The 22,500-nt window shown below is 70.1% G+C and carries 18 protein-coding genes and 1 tRNA gene; 12 read left to right on the forward strand and 7 right to left on the reverse strand.

The genetic code is table 11. The features are described 5' to 3' along the window. Positions 1-2 precede the first annotated feature (2 nt). The 4 genes from BDD16_RS15335 to BDD16_RS15350 form a co-directional block, all read right to left on the reverse strand. Positions 3-77, reverse strand: a tRNA-Arg gene (locus BDD16_RS15335). After that, complete coding sequence (locus BDD16_RS15340; protein WP_179634749.1) at positions 68-4,324, reverse strand: translocation/assembly module TamB domain-containing protein; 4,257 nt, start codon at positions 4,322-4,324, stop codon at positions 68-70. The genes BDD16_RS15335 and BDD16_RS15340 overlap by 10 nt, the downstream gene beginning before the upstream one ends. A 2-nt stretch (positions 4,325-4,326) precedes the next feature. Beyond that, positions 4,327-6,123 carry an autotransporter assembly complex protein TamA gene (locus tag BDD16_RS15345; protein ID WP_179634750.1) on the reverse strand — a complete coding sequence of 599 codons (1,797 nt, stop codon included), beginning with the start codon at positions 6,121-6,123 and terminating at the stop codon, positions 4,327-4,329. A gap of 74 nt (positions 6,124-6,197) precedes the next feature. Then, positions 6,198-7,379 (reverse strand): vWA domain-containing protein, encoded by a 1,182-nt coding sequence (locus BDD16_RS15350; RefSeq protein WP_179634751.1) that lies wholly within the window; start codon positions 7,377-7,379, stop codon positions 6,198-6,200. Between the two features lie 200 nt (positions 7,380-7,579). Here BDD16_RS15350 and BDD16_RS15355 point away from each other — a divergent pair, with 200 nt between their 5' ends. From BDD16_RS15355 to BDD16_RS23060, 7 genes are read left to right on the forward strand one after another with little or no spacing between them, the layout of a single operon-like run. Continuing rightward, positions 7,580-8,107 (forward strand): GspH/FimT family pseudopilin, encoded by a 528-nt coding sequence (locus BDD16_RS15355; RefSeq protein WP_179634752.1) that lies wholly within the window; start codon positions 7,580-7,582, stop codon positions 8,105-8,107. Between the two features lie 14 nt (positions 8,108-8,121). After that, the gene (pilV, locus tag BDD16_RS15360) at positions 8,122-8,616 is read left to right on the forward strand and encodes a type IV pilus modification protein PilV (protein ID WP_179634753.1); all 495 of its coding nucleotides are present in this window, start codon (positions 8,122-8,124) and stop codon (positions 8,614-8,616) included. Beyond that, positions 8,613-9,668, forward strand: a complete 1,056-nt coding sequence (locus BDD16_RS15365; protein WP_179634754.1) for a PilW family protein — start codon at positions 8,613-8,615, stop codon at positions 9,666-9,668. The genes pilV and BDD16_RS15365 overlap by 4 nt, the downstream gene beginning before the upstream one ends. 10 nt (positions 9,669-9,678) lie before the next feature. Beyond that, a complete protein-coding gene (locus tag BDD16_RS15370) occupies positions 9,679-10,233 on the forward strand; it encodes a pilus assembly PilX family protein (protein WP_179634755.1) in 555 nt (184 codons plus the stop codon). Then, positions 10,230-13,208 carry a pilus assembly protein gene (locus BDD16_RS15375; protein ID WP_179634756.1) on the forward strand — a complete coding sequence of 993 codons (2,979 nt, stop codon included), beginning with the start codon at positions 10,230-10,232 and terminating at the stop codon, positions 13,206-13,208. Before BDD16_RS15370 ends, BDD16_RS15375 begins: the two co-directional genes overlap by 4 nt. An 11-nt stretch (positions 13,209-13,219) precedes the next feature. Then, on the forward strand, positions 13,220-13,591 hold the full coding sequence (locus BDD16_RS15380) for a hypothetical protein (protein ID WP_179634757.1): 372 nt from the start codon (positions 13,220-13,222) through the stop codon (positions 13,589-13,591). After that, the gene (locus BDD16_RS23060; RefSeq protein ID WP_179634758.1) at positions 13,588-14,022 is read left to right on the forward strand and encodes a type IV pilin protein; all 435 of its coding nucleotides are present in this window, start codon (positions 13,588-13,590) and stop codon (positions 14,020-14,022) included. Before BDD16_RS15380 ends, BDD16_RS23060 begins: the two co-directional genes overlap by 4 nt. A 19-nt stretch (positions 14,023-14,041) precedes the next feature. Here the strand turns inward: BDD16_RS23060 and BDD16_RS15390 are convergent, their stop codons facing one another. Genes BDD16_RS15390 through BDD16_RS15400 form a run of 3 tightly spaced genes read right to left on the reverse strand, consistent with a single transcriptional unit; the run spans position 14,042 to position 15,810 of the window. Next, entirely contained in the window at positions 14,042-14,641 is a 600-nt protein-coding gene (locus tag BDD16_RS15390) for a GNAT family N-acetyltransferase (protein WP_179634759.1), read from the reverse strand. Further along, positions 14,638-14,931, reverse strand: a complete 294-nt coding sequence (locus tag BDD16_RS15395; RefSeq protein WP_246332567.1) for a hypothetical protein — start codon at positions 14,929-14,931, stop codon at positions 14,638-14,640. The genes BDD16_RS15390 and BDD16_RS15395 overlap by 4 nt, the downstream gene beginning before the upstream one ends. Before the next feature lie 24 nt (positions 14,932-14,955). Continuing rightward, positions 14,956-15,810: an AAA family ATPase gene (locus tag BDD16_RS15400; RefSeq protein ID WP_179634760.1), complete on the reverse strand. Its 855-nt coding sequence runs from the start codon at positions 15,808-15,810 to the stop codon at positions 14,956-14,958. A gap of 138 nt (positions 15,811-15,948) precedes the next feature. On the opposite strand from BDD16_RS15400, the gene BDD16_RS15405 reads away from it, so the two are divergent. From BDD16_RS15405 to BDD16_RS23215, 5 genes are all read left to right on the forward strand, one after another. Further along, positions 15,949-16,683 carry a hypothetical protein gene (locus BDD16_RS15405; RefSeq protein WP_179634761.1) on the forward strand — a complete coding sequence of 245 codons (735 nt, stop codon included), beginning with the start codon at positions 15,949-15,951 and terminating at the stop codon, positions 16,681-16,683. 43 nt (positions 16,684-16,726) lie between these two features. After that, complete coding sequence (locus tag BDD16_RS15410; RefSeq protein WP_179634762.1) at positions 16,727-18,625, forward strand: type IV pili methyl-accepting chemotaxis transducer N-terminal domain-containing protein; 1,899 nt, start codon at positions 16,727-16,729, stop codon at positions 18,623-18,625. 6 nt (positions 18,626-18,631) lie between these two features. After that, a complete protein-coding gene (locus tag BDD16_RS15415) occupies positions 18,632-19,354 on the forward strand; it encodes a response regulator (RefSeq protein ID WP_218897828.1) in 723 nt (240 codons plus the stop codon). Between the two features lie 194 nt (positions 19,355-19,548). Then, complete coding sequence (locus BDD16_RS23210; RefSeq protein ID WP_179634764.1) at positions 19,549-20,817, forward strand: MFS transporter; 1,269 nt, start codon at positions 19,549-19,551, stop codon at positions 20,815-20,817. 46 nt (positions 20,818-20,863) lie between these two features. Further along, entirely contained in the window at positions 20,864-22,477 is a 1,614-nt protein-coding gene (locus BDD16_RS23215) for an MFS transporter (protein ID WP_179634765.1), read from the forward strand. Positions 22,478-22,500 lie beyond the last annotated feature (23 nt).

Raw genomic sequence — 22,500 nt, forward strand, 5'->3', positions numbered from 1 at the left:
AGTGGTCCCCCCGACAGGAATCGAACCTGTATCTGGCGCTTAGGAGGCGCCCGTTCTATCCATTGAACTACGGGGAGGACTGCGCTGCAGGACGCGCGGTAGAGCTCGGAATTGTAGCCTGCGGCCCCCACTTCCACGTCCAGATCAGGTCCAGCGCGTTTTCCGCACCGGATTGCGCGCGCAGCGTGAAGCGCTGGGCGGCGCGGTAGATGAGCTGCCAGGTGCCGCTGGCGGCGTTCAGGCTGCGCTCGTAGCCGACGTACCAGCGCCGGCTGATCTGCTTGCCGAGGGTGACCACCGTCTCGCGCGTGTCGCCGTCGCCGGCCTGCCGCACCGAGAGCTGGTCGAGGCCGATGCGCTCGACCAGGCTCGGGCTGTCGCTCTCGCCGGCGATGAGCGCGTAGGCGGCGCGCTGCAGCAGCGCGAGGTCGGTGCGGCCCAGGCCGTCGGAGGCGCGGCCGAGGATGAGCCAGGACAGGCGGTCGGTGTCGGTCATGCTCGGCTCGCTGAACAGGCGGATGCGCGGGTTCTGGGCCGTGCCCGTGACGGTGACACCGACCCGCACGTCCTCCAGGTCCGGGCGGATCGCCTCGACGTCCAGCCGCGGGTTGTCGGCCACGCCGGTGAAGGCGATGACCGAGCGCTCGATGCGCAGCTTCTGGCCGTAGGCCGCGTAGGTGCCGTCCACCGCGCGGATGTTGCCGTGGATCGCCAGCCGGTTGGCCGGGCTGGTCAGGCGCAGCTCGCCGGCCAGCCGGGTGTTCAGGCCGCGCCCGCGCAGCACGAAGGCGTCGCCCAGATCGGCCCGCAGGTCGAGCGTGGTGGTGCGGCGGCTGGCGGGGCCGGTCTCGCGGGTCCGGGGCTCGCCGGTGCCGCGGTCGACATCCACATCGTCGGCCAGCGCGGGCGCGTCGCTCTGCGTGAAGTCGAAGCGGCCTTCGTCGGCGCGCAGCCGGCCCTTGAGCTGGGTGCTCTGGGCGTCGAGCACCAGATCGGATTCGCCGCTGACGACGAGCTTGCGGTCGACCCGCTGCAGCGCGGCGAAGCGGTCGGCCGTGACCTTCACCGCCAGGCGCGGCGCAGCCCCCAGCGTGGCCTCGCCGCGGGCGACCAGCGTGCCGGCCCCGGCGCGCACGCTGAAGGTGTCGATGCGGGCCGTGTCGCCGGCCAGCTGCACCTTGAGCTGGGCGTCGGTCCAGTCCACGCCCTGCAGCGTGTTGCGCACGGCGATCTGGCTGCCGTTCAGCTCGCCGGCGAAGGCCGGCGCGCCGAAGGTGCCGCCGACGCGGGCTTCGGTGGCGAGCTGGCCCGACAGGCGCCAGCCCGCCGGCAGCCAGCGGCCCCAGTTGCCGAGCTGGGCGATCTGCAGATCGATCTGGCCGCCCACCGCCGCGTCCGCCGCGGGCCAGAGGGCGTGGCGGTCGGTGCGCACGGTCTGCTGGCCGTTCAGGCTGCCGAGGTTGCCGCCCGAGACCAGCTGGGTCAGGCGCCAGACGCCGTCGGCCGCGTCGAGCCGCAGCCGCAGGTCGGCGAGGCCGAGGCGGCGCGGGCCGGTGCCAAGCTCCGCGTCCTCGACGCTGAGATCGCCGCTGTCACGTTGCAGCGTGACGGCAGCGGTGAACTGCTCGGGGGTGGACTGCAGCTCGATGCGTCCGCCGAGCGTGAGGTCACCGCCCCAGCCGAAGTCGGGCTGGGCGCGCGCCAGCAGCGGGGCCACCCGCAGCGGTGCGAGCTGGGCGCGCAGGCTCAGACCCGCCGCCGCACCGCTCTGCCAGTCGAGGTGGTCGATCAGCAGTTGCACGTCCATCAGCGACAGCCGGCTGGCACCGAGCTTCACGGCCAGACCGCTGCTGTCCTGCACGATGGCCAGGGTGGCCGGCTCCAGCTGCAGCAGCGGCGGCGGGACGGCGGCCGTGACCGGACCGCCGGCCGGCACCACCGCGACGTCCCGAAGCTCCAGCTGCCCGACCCGGCCGTTCCAGCGCAGGCCGGCTTCCCGGTGCGCCAGCGACGGCCCGATCTCTTCGGCCAGGCCGCCGTTCAGCGACAGCAGCGCCTGCAGCTTGCGGGCCGGGAGGTCGGTGCGGGCGGGCACGTCGATCTGGCTGCGCAGCTGCAGCTGGTGGCTGGCGGCCGTGCCCTGGGTGCGCAGCGTCAGGCCGCTCAGGTTCTGGCCACCCGCGCGCAGGGTGCCGACCGTGGCGCTGACGTCGATCGGGTCGGCGGGAAAGGTGCCGGCCTTCCAGTGCAGGTCGAGGGCCTGCAGATCGGACGCGCCCAGGTGCAGCTGGCCGCTGCGCAGCTGGCCGGTGCTGCGCACGCGGGGCCAGCGGCCGGCGAGGTCGAGCTGGCCTTCGGTGTCGCCGCTGATCCGGGCGGGCGAGCCGGCGAGCTTCATCCAGGGATTCAGGCGTTCGGGGGCGCTGCTTTTCCACTGGAGGGTCCAGCGGTCCTCGCTGCCGGACGGGGCGAGGTCGCCGGTCAGGTGCAGATCGGTGGCGTCGGCGGCGCCGACCGGGGCGCCGGCGGTGGCCTTCAGGTCGAGATTCCAGCGGGGCGCGCCGGTGGTGCCCGCACCTGCGCGGGTCTGCAACTTGAGCTGGCCCGCCAGCGGCACACCGGCGATCAGGCTGGGGTCGAGGTGCAGGTCGGCGTGGCCCGTGATCTCGGCCAGTCCCGCCAGCCCCGTGGCCAGCGGCACGGGGATGCGCAGGTCGGTGTCGAGCCTGCCGTCCAGGCGGTGGACGCTGCGCGGCCCCGGAGCCGCCTCCTGGGCCGCGCCCGGCCACCACACGCCGGGGTCGAAGGCCTCCAGATCGCCCTGGAGGCGCACCTGCCAGTGTGCGTCGGCCTGTTCGGCGTGGCCGCTGGCCTCCAGCCGGGCGGTGCCGCTGCGGGCCTGGAGCTGTTCCAGGTCGATGCGTTGCGGCGTGGCCTGGGCCTGCAGCAGCAGCCGGACTTCGGGCAGTCCGGCGCCGACGAGCAGGCCGCGCAGGTCGGTGTGCAGCGTGATGCGCCGGCTGGCCGCGCTGTTCTCGCCCAGCGACTGGCCATAGGTCAGCGTGAGCGGGCCGCTGACCTGCACGGCGGGTGCCCGCGGATCGAGCCGCGCCGGGTGCAGGTCCTGCCAGGTGCTGCTGAGGGCCGTGTCCAGGCGGCGCTGGGCGCCGGTGCCGCTGAGCGTCCAGCGGCCGCTGCCGAGCACGGTGCCGGCGTCGTCGGTGCCGTCGTTCAGGTGGATGCGCAGGGTGTCGAGCGTGCCGGTGTCCGGGTTGCGCAGGTCGCCGCTGGCGGTGAGCTGGACGGTCTCGACAGGCACCAGGTGCTGCGTCCAGGGGCCGGGCCGCAGATTCTGCAGATCGACCTGCACCTGCAGGCGCTGCTGGGCCGTGCCGGTGCGGGTGCGGTTGTCGAGCAGGGCGTCGATCTGTCCGGACAGCGCCGTGGTGGGCAGGCCGCTGGCGAAGGGGGCGAGGTCGAGCGCCTGCAGCCGGGCCTGCAGGTGGCTCAGGGGCTGGCGCTGGGCGGGCCGGACCTCGGCCTGCACTTCCAGCGACTGGCCGCGCGCGACCATGCGCGTGTCGACCGCGATCTGCTGCAGCGGTCCGTGGGCGCGCAGATCGACGCGCCAGTCCTGCGGCAGTCCGGCGGGCGCCGCCGTGTCCGGCGCGGCCGCTGCGCCGGGGGTCAGCACCAGCCGCGCCTCCAGCGGCATCGGCGCGTCCGCCCCCAGTGTCACCAGGCCGTGCAGCACGAGCCGGTCCCAGTGCAGCTGCAGCCCGTCCACGCGGTGCAGACCGCCACGCCCGGCCTGCAGGCTCAGCGACGCCGACAGCGCGCGCACCGGCCGATCGCGCAGCGCGTCGAGGCTCAGGCGGTCGATCCGCACCTCGCCGATCTGGACACCGAGCGGCAGGTCCAGCGCCGTCGGCAGCACGGGGGGCTGGTCGCTGGCGGACGCGCCTTGCAGGTCGAGGTGGCCGATCAGCAGCTGGGCGAGGTTCAGCACCGGCGCCTTGCCATCGGACCAGTCCAGTGCCAGCCCGCGCCAGCGCAGCTGGTCGATCTGCAGTGTTTGGCGGTCATTGAGCCGGTAGCGGAGCTGGTCGGCGTCGAAATCGCCCAGCAGCCGACCGCGCACCCCGCTGGACTGCAGGCCCGGCACCATCCCGAGCAGCCAGCGGCTGCCGGGCTCGGTGGCGAGGGCGGCGTACAGGCCGGCGCCCAGGAGGAGCAGCAGCGCGGCCAGTCCGGCGAGCACTGGCCACCAGGACCGGTGGGCCTGCGGGGAACGGATCGGAGCGTCGGGGGTGTCGTCAGCCATCGTCAGAAGGTGATGCCCACGCTGAAATGCAGGCGCACCTTGCGCACCTGCTGCCCGTAGGCGAGGTCCAGGCGCAGCGCGCCGACGGGGCTGCGCCAGCGCAGGCCGACGCCGTAGCCGAGGGCGGCCTTGTAGGAGGGCCAGTCCGGCGCGGCGTTGCCGGCGTCGATGAAGGTGGCGCCCCACAGTGCGGGCATCCGGGCCAGGATCGGCCGGGCCAGCTCGACGCTGCCGACGGCCGTGACCCGCCCGCCGACCGCCGTGCCGGCCGCGTTGCTCGGGCCGAGGCTCTGGTAGGCGTAGCCGCGCACCGAGTCATCGCCGCCGGTGCGGAACAGCAGCGAGTAGGGCACCGCCACATCCGTCGCCGACAGCACCTGCCCGATCTGCAGCCGGCTGGTGCTGTACCAGTTCTGGCCGAGCGTGGCGTAGTGGGTCAGCCGGCCGTTGAGGCGGCCGAAGACGCCGCTGCGCTGCGCCGTGGTGGTGAACGAGCGGCCCAGCGCCGTGTCCAGCGACAGGCTCACGCCCTTCGTCGGCAGCAGCGGGTGGTCGAGCTGGCGCCAGATCCACTGGTAGTTGCCGGAGAGGGCCGAGGTGTCGTCCACGGTCAGGCCGTTGTCGAGCTGGCGGGTGAGGGAGCGCTGCCACTCCAGGTAGTACAGGCGCTCCAGCCGCTCGTCGTCCTTGCTGCGGCCGATCCGGGCGCGCTGCGAGGTGACCTCCAGCCCGCTGGCGTCGGTCTGGCCGATCGAGGCCGAAATGAGATTGCGATACGGGCCGGGCAGGGGGTGCGAGGTGAGGTCGATCGACGCCTGCTGGTCGGTGCGGCCCAGTTGCAGCTTGCTCTTGGCCTGCCAGGGAAAATCGAAGACACGCTGGTGCAGGTGTTCGAGCGTGACCCGCGGCCCTGTGTTGTCGGAGATGCCCAGACCGAGCGTGGCCTGCTGCAGCGAGCGCTCGCGCACTTTGACGACCACCGGCATGGCGTCTGCCAGCGCCGGGTCCGGCTCCATCTCGATCGCGACGCTGTCGAACAGCGCCGACTTGACCAGCCGGTCCTGGTAGTCGAGCAGCGCCTGCTCGCGCAGCGGCTGCCCGGCGGAGAAGGTCTGCAGCGCCTGCACTGCCTCGGCATCGACGTGGTCCAGCCCGGTGACCTGCACCGCGCCGAAGCGGTAGAGCGGGCCGCTGTCGGCGACCAGGAACAGCGCCGCACGGTCCTCGACGGCGCGCACCTGCGCCACGGTGCCGCTCCAGCCGGCGGTGGCGTAGCCCTCGGCGCGCAGCAGCGCGAGCACCTCGCCCTTGGCGCTGCTCCAGCGGTCCTGCGTGTAGGCCTCGCCGGCCGGCAGCGACCAGCGGCTCCGCACCCGATCGACCAGCGCGACCGCGGCGGGCTCGCCCGCTTCGGCGGCGACCGACAGGGGACCTTCGAATTCCACGCGGGCCTGGCTGACGCGCGCGCGGGGGCCTGGTTCGACCAGCAGCTTCAGCGCGATGACACTGCCGTTGTCGCGCGCCTGGGTGCTGACGCTGGCGTTGAAGTAGCCCTCGGTTTCCAGCAGCGCGCGGGCCTGGGCGGGGGCGGCCTGCCGCAGCCGCATCAGCTCGCCGCGCGGGACCCGGGCGGTGTCCGGCGTGGCGAGGTAGCGCGAGAGGTCGAGGTAGCGCGCCAGCAGCGTGCGCAGCGCGGGTGGCGCGGCGATGTCGAGTGTCCAGGTGACATCGCGGGTGTCGGCGTCGTCTTCGGCTGCGGAGGCCGCCTGCGCCACTGGCGGCGCCGCGACCTGGGCCATGGCGGGTGCGGTGGCAGCAGCCTGAACGACCAGAGCCGCCAGCAGCAGCGGTGGGTGTCTTCTCCTGCGTCCGGTCATTTCGACAGCAGCCGCATCGCCTGTTCCAGCCCGGCCAGCGACAGCGGAAACATCCGCTGGCTCATCAGTTGCTGGATCATCGCGATGCTCTGGCGGTATTCCCAGACGCCGGGCGGCTCCGGATTGATCCAGGCGAATTTCGGGAAGGCGTGGGTCAGGCGCTGCAGCCACTCGGCGCCGGGTTCCTCGTTGTTGTATTCGACGCTGCCGCCGCGCTGCACGATCTCGTAGGGGCTCATCGTCGCGTCGCCGATGAAGATCAGCTTGTAGTCGCGGTTGTACTTGCGGATGATGTCCCAGGTCGGGAACTTCTCGGCGTAGCGGCGGCGGTTGTTCTTCCACACGAAGTCGTAGACGCAGTTGTGGAAGTAGTAGAACTCCAGGTGCTTGAACTCGGTTTTCGCGGCGCTGAAGAGTTCTTCCACGCGGTGGATGTGCTCGTCCATCGTGCCGCCCACGTCCATCAGCAGCAGCACCTTGACCTTGTTGTGGCGCTCCGGGACCAGCTTGATGTCGAGCAGGCCGGCGTTGGCCGCGGTGCAGTGGATGGTGTCGTCCAGATCCAGCTCTTCCGCCGCCCCTTCGCGGGCGAAGCGGCGCAGGCGGCGCAGCGCGACCTTGATGTTGCGGGTGCCGAGTTCCAGGTTGTCGTCGTAGTCACGGAACGTGCGCTGGTCCCAGACCTTCACGGCGCTCTTGTTCTTGCCCGCACCGCCAATCCGGATGCCTTGGGGGTTGTAGCCGCCGTGGCCGAAGGGGCTGGTGCCGCCGGTGCCGATCCACTTGCTGCCGCCGGCGTGGCGTTCCTTCTGTTCCTCGAAGCGCTTCTTGAGCGTCTCCATCAGCTCGTCCCAGCCCATCTTCTCGATCTTCGCCTTCTCCTCGGGGCTCAGCTCCACCTCCAGCGTCTTGCGCAGCCAGTCGAGCGGCACCTCCTGCGTGAAGTCGGTCAGCATCTCCACGCCCTTGAAGTAGGCCGAGAAGGCGCGGTCGAACTTGTCGAACTGGACCTCGTCCTTGACCAGCGTGGTGCGGGCCAGGTAGTAGAACTTGTCGACCGAGGGGCCGCCGTCGTCATCGATCACGCCGGCCTGCAGGGCTTCGAGCAGGGTCAGGTACTCGCGGATCGAGACCGGCAGCTTGGCGGCCCGCAGGGTGTAGAAGAAGTCGATCAGCATGGGGGTGTCTCCGGACGCACGGCAACCACGTCGTGCCTGCAAGTCTAGGCCACGTGGTGCAGTCCGGCGCCGACCCGGGCTGAATTGCGCGGGCATTGACCGTTTCTTCGGGGGCTGCGGCAGGGCAGCGTTTCCTTACATTCAGCATCACCTTCATTCGCCTGAACCGCGCCTGTCCGATGCTGTCGCCGATTGTTCCGATGCCGAACCTCCCTGCCGCTGCCACGGCTGCTGCCGTGCGGGGCTTCACGCTGGTCGAGCTGATGGTGACGGTGAGCGTGCTGGCCATCCTGGGGGCGGTGGCCATGCCGTCGCTGACGGCCTTCACGGCCAGCAACCGGCTCTCGGCGCTGTCGTCGGACCTGGTCTCCTCGCTCATGCTGGCGCGCACCGAAGCGGCCCGGGCTGGTCTGCCGGTGCTGGTGCTGCCCGCCACGGGAGGGGTCACCGGCAACGAATTTGCCAAGGGGTGGAACCTTTACCTCGACAACAACAGCAGCGGCACCCAGGACAGCGGTGACACGCTGGTGCGCACCTATGCGGCACTGCCGGGCACGCTGAAGATGCAGGGCTCGTCCACCCTGCGCTTCAGCGCCATCGGCTACCTGACGCCGGCCGCCACCGTGACCTTCGTGCTGTGTCCGAGCACGGGCCTGAAGAATGGGGTGCTGGTCACGGTGCCGCCCAGCGGACTGGCCGATGTGACGAGGATCTCCACATGCGCCTGAGCCGGAGCCGGAGCGTGCGCAGGGCCTCCCGGACCCCGCACGGGTTCGCGATGATCGAGGTGCTGGTGTCGGTCGTGATCCTGGCGGTGGCGGCACTGGGCTACGCCGCATTGCAGTTGCGCGGGCTGTCCGCCAACTCCAGCGCGATGTGGCGCAGCAAGGCCACCGTGCTGGCCTACGAGGCCGCCGACCGCGTACGTGCCAACCTGCCCGGTGTGACGGCAGGGCAGTACAGCCTCCTGGTCACGCCATCGACCGCGACCTCCGCCTGCACGCTGACCAATGTCTGCAGCACCACCCAGATGGCGGCCCGCGATTTCGTGCAGTGGCGCACCGCGGTCCTGAACGCGCTGCCCGGCGGTTCCGGTGCGATCTGTCTGGACAGCTCGGCCGACGACGGCACGGCCGCCGCGCCAGCCTGCGACGGAACCGGGTCCCAGATCGCCATCAAGGTCTTCTGGAGCGAACGGGGCACGGAGTCCCGCTTCGTCAACGTGGTGCGGCCATGACGTCAACCCGCCGCCTGCGCCGTGTCCGAGGGGTCACGCTGGTCGAGCTGCTGGTGGCCATGGGGCTGGGGCTGTTCCTGGTGGGGGTCATGGGCACGATCTTCCTGGGCAGCAAGGGCACCTTCCAGTCGCAGAACCATGTCGCCCGCCTGCAGGAGAGCGCCCGCTTCAGCGTGGACACCCTTTCCGCCGACCTGCGCATGGCCGGGTTCCAGGGCTGCCGCGGCCTGGGACTCACGACCCCGATGCTGAACACGCTCAACACGCCCACGGCGTTCCTCTACAACTTCGCGCAGGGTGTCTGGGCGTCGCGCCACAACGGCTCGGCCTGGGGGCCGGCGCTGGCGTCGACCCTCACCAGCCTGAGTCCGGCCCCGGACAGCGCCGGCGACGTGCTGACCGTGCGCCGCGCCGTGGGGACGGGCTGGTCGCTGACGGCCGAGATGGGCAGCGCCACCGCCGCGCTGAATGTCACGTCGACCGGGCGCATCACGACGGGTGACCTGCTGATGGTGTCCGACTGCGCTGGCGCCGCCGTCTTCCAGGCGACCAACGCCACGCCCGGCGTGAGTGGCTCGATCGAGCACAGCGCCAGTGTCACGGCCACGCCAGGGGTCAGCACGAACAGCCTGGGGCGTCCCTTCCTGCAGGATGCGGTGGTCTACCGTCTGGGCACCGTCACCTATTACCTGGCCCCCAGCCAGCGCACCGGCAAGACGACGCAGCGGGCCCTGTGGTCCTTCACCAGCCCGGTCTACGACGGCACGGTGCAGCCGCAGGAGCTGGTCACCGGTGTCGAAAGGTTCCGGGTCACGCTGGGCCTGGACAGCAACGGCGACGGTGCCGCCGACGCCTATGCCGCACCGGCCGCCGTCACCGACTGGGCCCGGGTGGTGACGGTCCAGACCGAGCTGCTGCTGGCCAGCACCGAGGATGGCATCTCCAGCAGCGTCCAGCCCTACACCTTCGACGGCACGACCGTGACGCCGACCGACCGCCGGCTGCGCACGGTCGTGTCACTGACCGCGCAGGTACGCAATGCGCTGCGCTGAGGGGAGGCGCATGGTCCGTGGTCGCACCCGCGGGTTTTCGCTCGTCACCATCCTGGTGATGCTGGTGGTGCTGATGTCGCTGGCGCTGGCGGGCATGAACTCCGGCATCGTGCAGGAGCGCATGGCTGGCAATGCCCGCGACCGCAACACCGCGCTGCAGGCGGCCGAGGCCGCGCTGCGGGACGCCGAAGCGGACATCGAGGCCAACCTCACGGTGGCGTCCGCCTTCGTGTCGGCCTGTACCGGGGGGCTGTGCCTGCCGCCATCGATGACGTCCGCCAGTCCCACCTCGCTGCCGCTGTGGCAGACGATCGACTGGGGCGCCTCGGCTGGCAAGAGCCGCGCCTACGGCAGTGTCACCGGGGCGACCGCACTGCCGGGTGTGGGCAGCCAGCCGCGCTACATCGTCGAGCGGCTGCCTCCGCTGGCACCGGCCAGCGGCACGTCGGCCAGCCTGGCCAGCAGCCTCGATGACGCGCCCCAGGCATTTCGCATCACGGCCCGCGGCACCGGCGTGCGGGCATCGACCGTCGTCATTCTCCAGTCCACCTACATCAAGCAATGACCTCTCCCACTGCCATGGCCGTGTCTTGCACCGATCCGCGGGCGCGTCTGGGCGGGCTGTGCCTGCTGCTGCTGGGGGCCTTGCCCGGCGCCATGGCCCAGACCGTCAGCTTCGCGCAGAAGCCGCCCTACCTGGCGACCGGCGTGCAGCCGAACCTGCTGGTCATCTACGACAACTCGCAGTCGATGGAAGCGGTGATGCCGGGCGGCAACCGCACGACCTTCACCGACGTCAACACCCGCGGCAACATCGCCCGCCAGGTGCTGCGCGAGAGCATCGCGGCCTACCAGAACAGTTTTCGCTGGGGCCTGGCCACCTTCGCGGCGACTGCACCCTACGTCCTTGACTACAGCCAGTACGGCTACCCGCCGCCGATGATCCTGTACTACTCGGACAAGGTCACGGGTCTGGGCACCATCCGGCAGCCGGTGCAGACGACCTCGGCGACCCACCTGGCCGCGCTGAGCAGCCTGCTGGCCAACCAGACCGCCAATGCCGCGACCACCGAGATCAAGAACTCGACCTGGGCGACGCCGCTGGCCGGCGCGATCGAGACGGCCGGCAAGTACTTCGGCAACAAGTTCAGCGCCACCCCGACGCCGATCACCGACAACAGCTGCCAGCGCCAGTTCGTCGTGCTGGCCACCGACGGCGACCCCAACTACAGCAAGGGCGCCCACCGCTACACGACCGACACCGAACTGCGCAACACCAAGGTCAACGGCACCTGGACCTACAGCCCCGCGACGACCGAGGTCATCGACGAGATCCGGAACCTGCGGGCCGTGACGGTGAACAACCACGCCACGATGAACGGCACCTACGACGTGCAGACCTACATCGTCGGCATGGGCTCCTCGTTCGAGAACGAAAGTTCGGTGGCCGGCATGAACCGCATGGCCGAGGTGGGGGGCACCCAGGCGGCCTACCTTGCCAACGACCGCGCCTCGCTCACGGCCGCCTTCGCCGCCATCAACGCCGACATCACGGCGCGGACCGCGTCCTCGTCCGGCGTGGCGCTGAATGCCGGTGCCTGGAGCAACGGCTCGGTGGCCTACCTGTCACGGTTCAACTCGGGCGACTGGTCGGGACAGTTGCAGGCCTACACGCTGCTGGCCTCCGGGGCCACCAGCGCGACCGCGCTGTGGGACGCCGCGCAGCGCGTCAACCTGCAGAACTGGAACAGCGGTCGCCAGATCCTCACCTACCGCGGCTCCTCGGCGCTGGGCAGCCGCGGCGTGGCCTGGCGCTGGCCCGCCAATCCGGCGGCCACCACCGCCACCGAGATTCCCGCCGCGATGGCCACTGCGCTGAACCGCAACGGCGCCGGTACAGCCGATACTTACGGGCCATTCCGGCTGAACTACCTGCGCGGCGACACGAGCCGGGAGCTGCGCAACTGCGCGGCCTGCACCGCACCGACCGCGTTCCGCAACCGGCCGACCACGGTGCTCGGCGACATCATCAACTCCTCGCCGCTCTACCTGGCCAGCGGAGGCCGCTACGTCCGCGACGGTGCCGAGGCCGCCGCCTACGCGACCTACCGCACGGCCCGGGCCGCGATGACGCCGATGGTCTACGTCGGGGCCAACGACGGCATGCTCCACGGCTTCAATGCCAGCACCGGCGACGAAGTCTTCGCCTACGTGCCGGCGATGGTGGCCGACCGGCTCAGCGCCTTGCCGGAGCAGGGCTACGGGCACCAGTACAGCGTGGACGGCCCCCTGGTCGGCGGCGATGTCTACTACGGTGGCGGCTGGAAGACCGTGCTGCTGGGCAGCCTCGGTGCCGGCGGCAAGGGCCTGTATGCGCTGGACGTGAGCAACCCGGCCACCTTCACCGAGGCCCAGGCGGCCAAGGTCGCTCGCTGGGAGATCGACGGCTCGGATGCTGGCGTCGGCCACATCCTCCAGCCGCCACTGCTGGCCCGTACCCGCGACGGCAAGTGGCGGGCGCTCGTCGGCAATGGCTACAACAGCACCGACGGCGTCGCCATGCTGATGGCCATCGACATCGAGACCGGCCAGATCACCCGGATCAGCACCGGCACCGGCACGGCTGCCGCCCCCAACGGACTGCTCGGTCTGGTCGGTGTCAGCAGCAGCAACAACGGCGTGGTGGACATCGTCTACGCCGGCGACCTGCAGGGCAGGCTCTGGAAGTTCGACCTTTCGTCCACCAGCGCGGCGGGCTGGAAGGTCGCCCATGGCACGAGCGCAGCCCCGGCGCCCCTGTTCACCACGGCATCCGGCCAGTCGATCACGGCCCGGCCCGATGTCACCCCGCACCCCGAAGGGGGCTACATGGTCACCTTCGGCACCGGCCTCTACCTCTCGACCACCGACACGTCGAGCACCGCGCCGCAGGCGCTCTACGGCATCTGGGACAAGGGGGAGACCGTGGCGGCCAGCCAGCTGGTCACGCAGTCGGTGCTCGGCACGACGACCGGACCGGACCTGCGCGACTACCGCTTCACCACCTACGCCGTCGGCACGCCAGCCACGGTGTACGCGGGGGACAGCACCGTCACCTCCGCCCTCTACCGCAGCGACAAGCGCGGCTGGACGCTGGCGCTGCCGACTTCGGGCGAGCGGGTCGTGACGCAGGCGGCCGTGCGTTACGGCAAGGCGATCTTCTCCACCATGGTGCCCGGCACGGTCAACTGCAAGGGCGGGGGCGATGGCTGGATCATGGAAGTCGATGCGGTCACCGGCAACCGGTCCGACCTGCCGGCGCTCGACACCAATGCCGACAACCTGGTCGATTCGGCGGACCTGCTGACCTTGCAGGCCGCCAGGACGCCGGTGTCCGGGGTGCGCATCGGCGCCATCCCGACCGCGCCCGGGTTCATCCGCACCAAGGACCGCAAACTCGACGACAAGCTGGTCAATACCTCGGACGGCACGGTGGTCCGCGTCCGGGAAACGGGCGGGTCGCGCCCCTCGGGCCGCGCCGGCTGGGAGCAGATTCAGTGAGCAGGCCTTCCATGAACCCCTCTTCATCCAGCACCAGATTCAGCGCCAGCGCCTCCCCGGCACCGTGGTGCCGGACAGCCCTTGCGCTGCTGGTCAGCGTGCTGGCGGTATCCGCGCAAGCAGCGCCTCCGCGCGGGCTGGACATCGACCAGCACAGCGGTGTGATCGGCCGCATCGATGTGGCGCGCCAGGTGCTGCAGGTCAGCGGCCAGTCGCTGTCGTGGGACCCGGAGCGCCTGCGGGTGCTGCACGAGCTGACCGGTCAGCCGGTGCCCCTGTCGCGGCTGCGCAGCGGGATGCGGGTGCGCTACGCACTGGAGCCGATGGGCGCGCGTCCTGCGACGCTGCGCATCGTGACCGTCTACGTCCAGGATCTGCCATGAACCGCCCGCACCGTATCCGTCATCGCCTGGTGCGTGGTTTCACGCTGGTGGAGCTGACCATCGCGGTGGCGGTGGTCGGGATCCTGGCGGCCGTGGCCTTGCCCTCCTACCGCGAGCATGTGGCGGCTTCGCGCCGCGCCGATGCCCGGTCGGCGCTGCTGGGTGTCGCGCAGGTGATGGAGCGCTACTACACCGAGCGGGGCACGTATGTCGGAGCCACGCTGGGTACGGGCGGACTCCATCCGGCGACCTCGCCGCAGGGCTACTACACGCTGTCCATCGCCAGTCAGAGTGCCGGCGCGTTCAGCCTGAGTGCCACCCGGGCCGGCGCCCAGGTCGGCGACAAGTGCGGCAACTACACCTACGACCAGGCCGGCACCAAGGGCGTTGCTTCGGCTTCGACGGGCTACACCGCCGCGAAGTGCTGGTGAGCCTGCGCCGTGCAGGTGTTCAACGCGGCGGCAGATCGAGCCGGGCGCGCAGGTGCTGGTGCACCGTCGGCCACTCCGGCGCGGTGATGCTGTAGACGCAGGTGTCGCGCAGGCTGCCGTCGGCGGTGCGCTGGTGGTGGCGCAGGATGCCGTCGAGCTGGGCGCCGAGCCGCTCGATGGCGCGGCGGCTCTGCAGGTTGAAGCGGTGGGTGCGGAACTCGACCGCGATGCAGTCCAGCGTCTCGAAGGCGTGGCGCAGCAGCAGCCACTTGGCCTCGGTGTTCAAGGCCGTGCGCTGCACGCGCCTGGCCAGCCAGGTCGAGCCGATCTCCACGCGCCGGAAACGCGCGTCGATGTGCATGTAGGTGGTCATGCCGACCGGCACGCCATCGGCATCCAGCACCGCGAACGGCAGCATCGATCCGGTTGCCTGCAGGCCGAGCCGGCGCTCGATCTCGGCGGCCATGCCCTCCGGCGACGGCACCACGGTGTACCAGGTGGTCCAGAGTTCGCCTTCGCGCACGGCGTCGGCCAGCGCCAGGGCGTGGTCAGGGCGCAGCGGTTCCAGCCGCACGTGCGTGCCGTTCAGCACCACCGGGATGGGCCAGGCGCCGCTCATCGCTTGCGTGCCTTGCCGGACGGTGTCGCCGGTCTGGCGGGTGCCACCGGTGCGGGCGCCGTCACCGCCACGGGCTCCCGCCGCAGCAGCTTGCGCGCCAGTGTCTTGCCCAGACCGGCACCCAGGCCGACCAGCAGGATGCCGCCGATCGAGCCGGTGCCCCAGCCCTGCTCGGTCAGGAAGTCCAGCCCGAAGGCCCGGGCGATCAGGCCACCCGCCATCGCGCCGGCCACGAACCCCAGCGCATCCACCAGCCCTTCACCGAGGGCGTTCTTCGTTTCGATGTTCATCGTTGTCTCCTGTGCCCGAGGGCCTCAGCGGTTGCGGCTCTGCATGAACACGAGCTTCTCGAACAGCGTCAGGTCCTGCTCGTTCTTCAGCAGTGCGCCCACCAGCGGCGGGATGGCCACCTTCTGGTCCGTGCTGTGCAGCGCCTCGGCCGAGATGTCTTCCGCCACCAGCAGTTTCAGCCAGTCCAGCAGCTCCGAGGTGGACGGCTTCTTCTTCAGACCCGGCAGGTTGCGCACGTCGTAGAAGTTCTTCAGCGCCGCCGCCAGCAGCTCCTTCTTCAGACCGGGGAAATGCACCTCGACGATCTGGCGCATCGTCTCCGCTTCCGGGAACTTGATGTAGTGGAAGAAGCAGCGGCGCAGGAAGGCGTCGGGCAGCTCCTTCTCGTTGTTCGAGGTGATGAAGACCAGCGGCCGGTGCTTGGCCCGGATGAGTTCGCGCGTCTCGTAGACATAGAACTCCATCCGGTCGATCTCGCGCAGCAGGTCGTTCGGAAACTCGATGTCGGCCTTGTCGATCTCGTCGATCAGCAGCGCCACGGGCTGGTCGGCCGTGAAGGCCTGCCACAGCGTGCCCTGGACGATGTAGTTGCGGATGTCGCGCACCTTGGCTGCGCTCTCGGCATCGTTGAGCTGGCTGTCGCGCAGGCGGCTCACCGCGTCGTATTCGTAGAGGCCCTGCTGCGCCTTGGTCGTGCTCTTGATGTGCCACTGCATCAGCGGCATGCCGAGCGCGGCGGCCACTTCCTCGGCCAGCATGGTCTTGCCGGTGCCGGGTTCGCCCTTGACCAGCAGCGGGCGCTGCAGCGTGATGGCGGCGTTGACCGCGAGCATCAGGTCCTGGGTGGCGACGTACTGGGAGGAGCCGGTGAATTTCATGCGGGTCTCGGGTCGGGAAGGGCAGCAGTGCAGCCGGGGTGGGTGGGGCGGACGGAATCAGTATATCGGCGCGGTGGGGGGCGACGCGCCTTGGGGTCGTGGACAATCCGGGCCGGGAAATCAGGGGAAAACAAGACCATGAACCTTCAACTTTGTGTGCGCGACCCTGCCGAGGCGGCCTGGGCGGTCCGCGCGGGTGCTGCCGGGGTCGAGGTGATGTCGGCCGCGCCGGAGGTGATCCGGGCGGTGGTGACGCGGCTGCGGCTGCTGCGCGACGGCGTGGTGGTCGGCGCCGGCATCGGTCCGCTCGCGGCACCGACGCCGTCCGCCGTGCGCCAGCGGGTGCTGCGGATCGCCGATTGCGGGGTGGACCGGGTGCGGGTGCCGGTGCCGGCGCGGCCGTCGTCGGTGCTGCTGCTGACCCAGCTCGGACAGCTCGCCCGCGAGGGTGTGCCGGTGACGCCGGTGCTGCGCGTGCCGCTGGACCGTGGCGACGGCGCGGCCTGGGCGCAGCGCCTGAGCCTGGCAACCCGGCAGGGCTTCGCCAGCGTGCTGCTGGACGCCCGCGGCACGGACGCGCAGGGCAGCGATCTCTGGCAGCAGCGCGTCTCGCCGGAGCGCCTGCTCGGGGCCTTCGATGGCCTGCGGCGCATGGACGTGCCGGTCGGACTGCTGGCCGCACCGCGCCGCGCCGATCTGCCGCAGCTGCTGCGCTGGGCGCCGGACGAGGTGGTGATCGACTGCGGGCGCGAGGATCCGCGCGAGGGCAGGGTGGTCGACGCGTACCAGTTCGACCAGTGGGTGGCGGCGTTGAAGGGCTTCCAGGCACCGGCGAGCCGGTCGAATGGCGGTCTGGCTTCGGCCTGGGCTTGAGCTGCGTCAATCTGATCGTGCGATCGGCCCCTAGAGTGCGCCGATGGAGACAAGCAAACGACACTGGACGCTCGGCGTCAAGCTGACGCTGGTCGCGGCACCGCTGCTGCTGTTGGCGCTGGTGTCGATCGGGCTGACGCTGTGGGTGTCGTGGCAGCTGGACGGTGGTGCGGCTGCGGTCAACGAGGCCGGGCGCATGCGCATGCAGGCTTACCGCATGTCGCTGTCGATCGGTACGGGCGATGTCGCTGCCCTGCCGCATGAGGTCCGCGAATTCGAGCACGGCCTGGCGCTGCTGCGCCACGGGGATCCGGAGCGCCCGCTGTTCATGCCCTGGGACGACACCGTGCGGGCACGCTACGCCACCGTCGAGTCGCACTGGACGCGGTTTCGTGACCGCTGGACCCGCGGCGATCCACCGGCCGTCTCGGGCATCGTGGCCGACACGGCGCAGTTCACGGACCGCATCGACGCCATGGTCGGTGCCATCGAGGCCCACCTGTCGCGCTGGACCACCCTGCTGCACCTGCTGCAGATCGGGGTGATGGCGCTGGCGGTGCTGGGCTCGGCGCTGCTGCTGTTCATGGGCTACCTGTTCGTGCTGGAGCCGGTGGCGCTGCTCAAGCAGGCGATCGAGAGGATCCAGACCGGTGACTTCAACGCCCGCGTCGCCTGCGTCACCCGCGACGAGTTCGGCACCCTGGCCGAGGGCTTCAACGGCATGGCCGAGCACCTGCAGTCCATGTACCGCGACCTCGAAGCCAAGGTCGCCGCCAAGACCTCCGAACTCGCCGACAAGCGCGAGCGGCTGGAGGCGCTCTACGACGTGACCAGCCTGGTGGCCCGCGCCGGCACCCTCGACGAGCTGGCGCTGGGCTTCGTGCAGCGCATCCGGCGGGTGGCCCATGCCGACGGCGTCGCGCTGCGCTGGTCGGACGAGGCCAACGAGCGCTACCTGATGCTGGCCCATGTGGGGCTGCCCGCGTCGATGGTCGAGGGCGAACACTGCATCCGCACCGGCGACTGCCACTGCGGCGTGCAGCCGGCGGAGCACGAAGTTCGGGTGATCCCCATCCGCCAGATGGCCGCGCCGATGCTGGGCCACTGCCGCGAAGCGGGGTTCGAGACGGTGGTGTCGATTCCCGTGCGGCTCAAGGAGCACCTGATCGGCGAGGTCGACCTGTTCTTCCACGCCCGCTACGACCTCACGGCGGCCGAGCGCTCGCTGCTGGAGGCGCTCACGGCGCACCTGGCCAGCGCGATCGAGAACCTGCGGCTCAACGCGCTGGAACTGGAAGCGGCGGTGTCGCAGGAGCGCACCTTCCTGGCCCGCGAGCTGCATGACTCGATCGCGCAGTCGCTGGCGTTCATGAAGATCCAGGTGCAGCTGATGCGCGACGCGATGGCCAGCGGCGAGGCCGCGCGCATGCAGCAGGTCATCGGCGAGATCGATGTCGGCGTGCGCGAGTGCTATGGCGACGTGCGCGAGCTGCTGGTGCATTTCCGCACCCGGGCCAACACCGAGGACATCGAGCCGGCGCTGCAGACCACGCTGCGCAAGCTCGAACACCAGAGCGGCCTGTCCACCCATTTCAACGTGACCGGGCAGGCGCTGCCGCTGCTGCCGGACGTGCAGATCCAGGTGCTGCACATCGTGCAGGAGGCGCTGTCGAACGTGCGCAAGCACGCTGGCGCGCGCCGTGTCTGGCTGGACGTGGCCAAGCAGCCGCAGTGGCGCATCGAGGTGCGCGACGATGGGGCCGGCTTCGACGCCGAGCGCGGCCCGCCCGACGAGACCCATGTCGGCCTGCGCATCATGAGCGAGCGGGCCGAGCGGATCGGCGCGGTGCTGGAGGTGCTGTCCACCGCTGGCCGCGGCACGTCCGTGGTGCTGACCCTGCCCGAGCGCCTGCCTGCCGCAGCCTCCGTGCCCACCGCCTGATCCAGGATGTCCATGACCCTCCCCGAACCGACCCTGCCGATCCGCATCCTGGTCGTCGACGACCACACGCTGTTCCGCCGCGGCCTGACGGCGCTGCTGTCGCGCGATCCGCAGCTGCAGGTGGTCGGCGATGCCGCCGACGCCGGTCAGGCGCAGCGCCGCGCGCAGGAGCTGCAGCCGGACGTGGTCCTGCTCGACAACCACCTGCCCGGCGTGAACGGTGTCGATGCGTTGCCGGCACTGCGCGAGGCGGCGCCGCGGGCCCGGGTGCTGATGCTGACCGTCAGCGAGGACGGCGACGACCTGGCAGCAGCGCTGCGCGGCGGGGCCTGCGGCTACCTGCTCAAGACGATCGAGGGCGACGAACTGGCGTCGTCGATCCGGCGCGCCATGCGGGGCGACAGCGTCGTGTCGCCCGAGATGACGGGCAAGCTGGTGGCGGCCTTCCGCGGGGCCGATGCCCGTTCGGCCGGCGAGCCGGTGTCGGCGGACCGGCCCGCTCCCTTGCTGCTGGCCGACGGGCCGGTCTCCCCGCTGGCGCTGCTGTCACCGCGCGAGCTGGACATCCTGCGTGGCATCGCCCGGGGCGACAGCAACAAGGAGATCGCCCGCGAGCTGGCGATCGCCGAGACGACGGTCAAGATCCATGTCCAGCACATCCTGCGCAAGCTCGGCATGAGTTCCCGCGTGCAGGCGGCCGTGCTCGCCAGCGGACACGGACTGTCCTGATCCGTCGCGGCCTTGCCTTGATCTGGGGCAAGCCCGCCGCGATCCGCGCGCCGGGTAGTTCTTCCGGACGATGCCGCGTGTGGTGGCATCCTTCTCCCGGACCGCGTGACGCATTCCACAGAAGGATGCCCCGCCACCACCGTCCTTTCTAAAGTCACTCCAGCCCCCGAAATCGATCGGGGTGGAGACAGGACATGACCAAGAAGGGACAGGCGCTGTCGGTGCTGCTGGTCAGCACGCTGGCGTTCACCGTGTGTTTCATGGTGTGGATGATGTTCGGCGTCATCGGCATCCCGCTGAAGAAGACGCTCGGGCTCAACGCCACCGAGTTCGGCCTGCTGACGGCCACCCCCGTGCTGACGGGCTCGCTGATCCGCGTGCCGCTGGGCATCTGGACCGACAAGTACGGTGGCCGCATCGTGATGACGGTGCTGATGGCCATCACCGTGCCGGCGATCTGGCTGATGGCCTATGCCACCGCGTACTGGCACTTCCTCGTCATCGGCCTGTTCGTCGGTCTGGCGGGCGGCTCGTTCTCGGTGGGCACGCCCTATGTCGCGCGCTGGTTCCCGAAGAACCGGCAGGGCTTCGCGATGGGCGTCTACGGCGCTGGCAACTCGGGTGCCGCGGTCAACAAGTTCATCGCGCCGGCCCTGGTGGTCGCCTTCGGCTGGACCATGGTGCCGCAGGTCTACGCCGCCATCATGCTGGGCGCGCTGGTGCTGTTCTGGCTGTTCAGCGCCAGCGATCCGGCGCACCTCGTGCCCAGCAACACCCGGTTCTCGGACCAGTTGCGGGCGCTGAAGGACCCGAAGGTCATCAAGTACTGCCAGTACTACAGCATCGTGTTCGGCGGCTACGTGGGCCTGAGCCTGTGGATGGTGCAGTACTACATCGGCGAGTTCGGCCTCGACATCCGTGCGGCGGCGCTGCTGGCGGCGTGTTTCTCGCTGCCCGGTGGCGTGCTGCGTGCGGTGGGTGGCTGGCTGAGCGACAAGTACGGCGCGCACAGCGTCACCTGGTGGGTGATGTGGGTGAGCTGGGTCTGCCTGTTCCTGCTGAGCTACCCGCAGACCGACTTCACCGTGCTCACCGTCACCGGCCCGAAGACCTTCCACCTCGGCCTGAACGTCTACGCCTTCACCACGCTGATGTTCGTGCTCGGCATCGCGTTCGCGTTCGGCAAGGCCTCGGTCTTCAAGTACATCGCCGACGACTACCCGACCAACATCGGCACCGTCAGCGGCATCGTCGGCCTGGCCGGCGGCATGGGCGGCTTCATCCTGCCGATCCTGTTCGGCGTGCTGATGGACTTCACCGGCATCCGCTCCAGCGCCTTCATGTTGCTCTACGGCGTGGTCTGGGTCTCGCTGATCTGGATGTACTGGACCGAAGTGCGCCGCACCCCGGTCATGGGCCAGGACGCCCCCGCCTCGCCCCTGTCGCGTTCGTTCGCACGCTGATCACGCTGATCACGCGGACACCCGCTCTTCCGGAGAACCCTTTCCCATGCACAAGACCGACCTCACCGACTGGCGTCCGGAAGACGACGCCTTCTGGAACAGCACCGGCAAGAAGATCGCCTACCGCAACCTCTGGCTCTCCGTGCCCGCGCTGCTGTGCGGCTTCGCGATCTGGGGCATGTGGGGAATCATCACGGTGCAGATGCTCAACCTGGGTTTCCCGTTCACCCAGGCCGAGCTGTTCACGCTGACCGCCATCGCCGGCCTGTCCGGCGCCACGATGCGCATCCCGGCATCCTTCCTGATTCGCCTGGCCGGTGGACGCAACACCATCTTCCTGACGACCGCGATGCTGCTGGCCCCGGCCATCGGCACCGGCATCGTGCTGCAGCACAAGGACTGGCCGCTGTGGGCGTTCCAGCTGATGGCGCTGTGGTCGGGGGTGGGCGGCGGCAACTTCGCCTCGTCGATGTCGAACATCAGCACCTTCTTCCCGAAGCGGCTGCAAGGTACCGCGCTCGGCCTGAACGCCGGCCTGGGCAACTTCGGCGTGACGACGATGCAGATCGTCATCCCGCTGGTGATGACGGTGGGCCTGCTCGGCAGCGTCGGTGGCGAGCCGATGACGCTGGTGAAGGACAGCGGCTGGATCCTCGGCAAGATCGTGGCCGGCACGCCGACCTGGATCCAGAACGCCGGCTTTGCCTGGGTGTTGTCGCTGGTGCCGCTGTCGGTGCTGTGCTGGTTCGGCATGAACAACCTGACCACCGTCTCGCCGGCCATCGGCGGCACGGTCCCGGCCTTCCTGAAGATCATCTGGCTGTACACGCTGTCCTTCGTGCCGGCCGGGCTCGGGCTGTACCTCTACCTGCCGAAGCCGACCGGGCTGGGCGTGCTGAACATGTGGCTGGCGATGCCGCTGATCGTCGTCAGCACGCTGATGGTGATGAAGCTCACCGCCTTCGGCACGATGAAGGACAACATCGCCAGGCAGTTCGCCATCTTCGGCAACAAGCACACCTGGTCGATGACGCTGCTCTACATCGTCACCTTCGGCTCGTTCATCGGCTTCTCGATGGCGCTGCCGCTGTCGATCACGGTGATCTTCGGCATCAGCCACGTGCCGGATGCCAACGGCGTGCTGCAGCACACGCTGAAGAACCCGAACGCCGTATCCGCGCTGACCTACGCCTGGATCGGCCCCTTCGTCGGCGCACTGGTGCGGCCGGTGGGCGGCTGGATCTCGGACAAGGTCGGCGGCTCCATCGTCACGCAGGTGATCTCGGCCGTGATGGTGGGCGCCTCGGTCTGGGTCGGGCAGGTGATGCTGCAGGCCTACCAGTCCGCCACGCCGGAGGTCTACTTTTCGACCTTCATGTGGCTGTTCATCGTGCTGTTCACCGCCAGCGGCATCGGCAACGGCTCGACCTTCCGCACCATCGGCGTGATCTTTGACCGCCAGCAGGCCGGCCCCGTGCTGGGCTGGACCTCGGCGATCGCCGCCTACGGCGCCTTCATCGCCCCCGTCGTGATCGGCGCCCAGATCAAGGCCGGCACGCCGCAGACCGCGATGACCGGTTTCGCCATCTTTTATGCCCTGTGCCTGGTGCTGAACTGGTGGTTCTACCTGCGCGCCAACGCCTACGTGAAGAACCCTTGAAGAACGCCTGAAGAACGAAGAGG

It is taken from the genome of Sphaerotilus montanus (assembly GCF_013410775.1).
Lineage (GTDB): Bacteria > Pseudomonadota > Gammaproteobacteria > Burkholderiales > Burkholderiaceae_C > Sphaerotilus > Sphaerotilus montanus.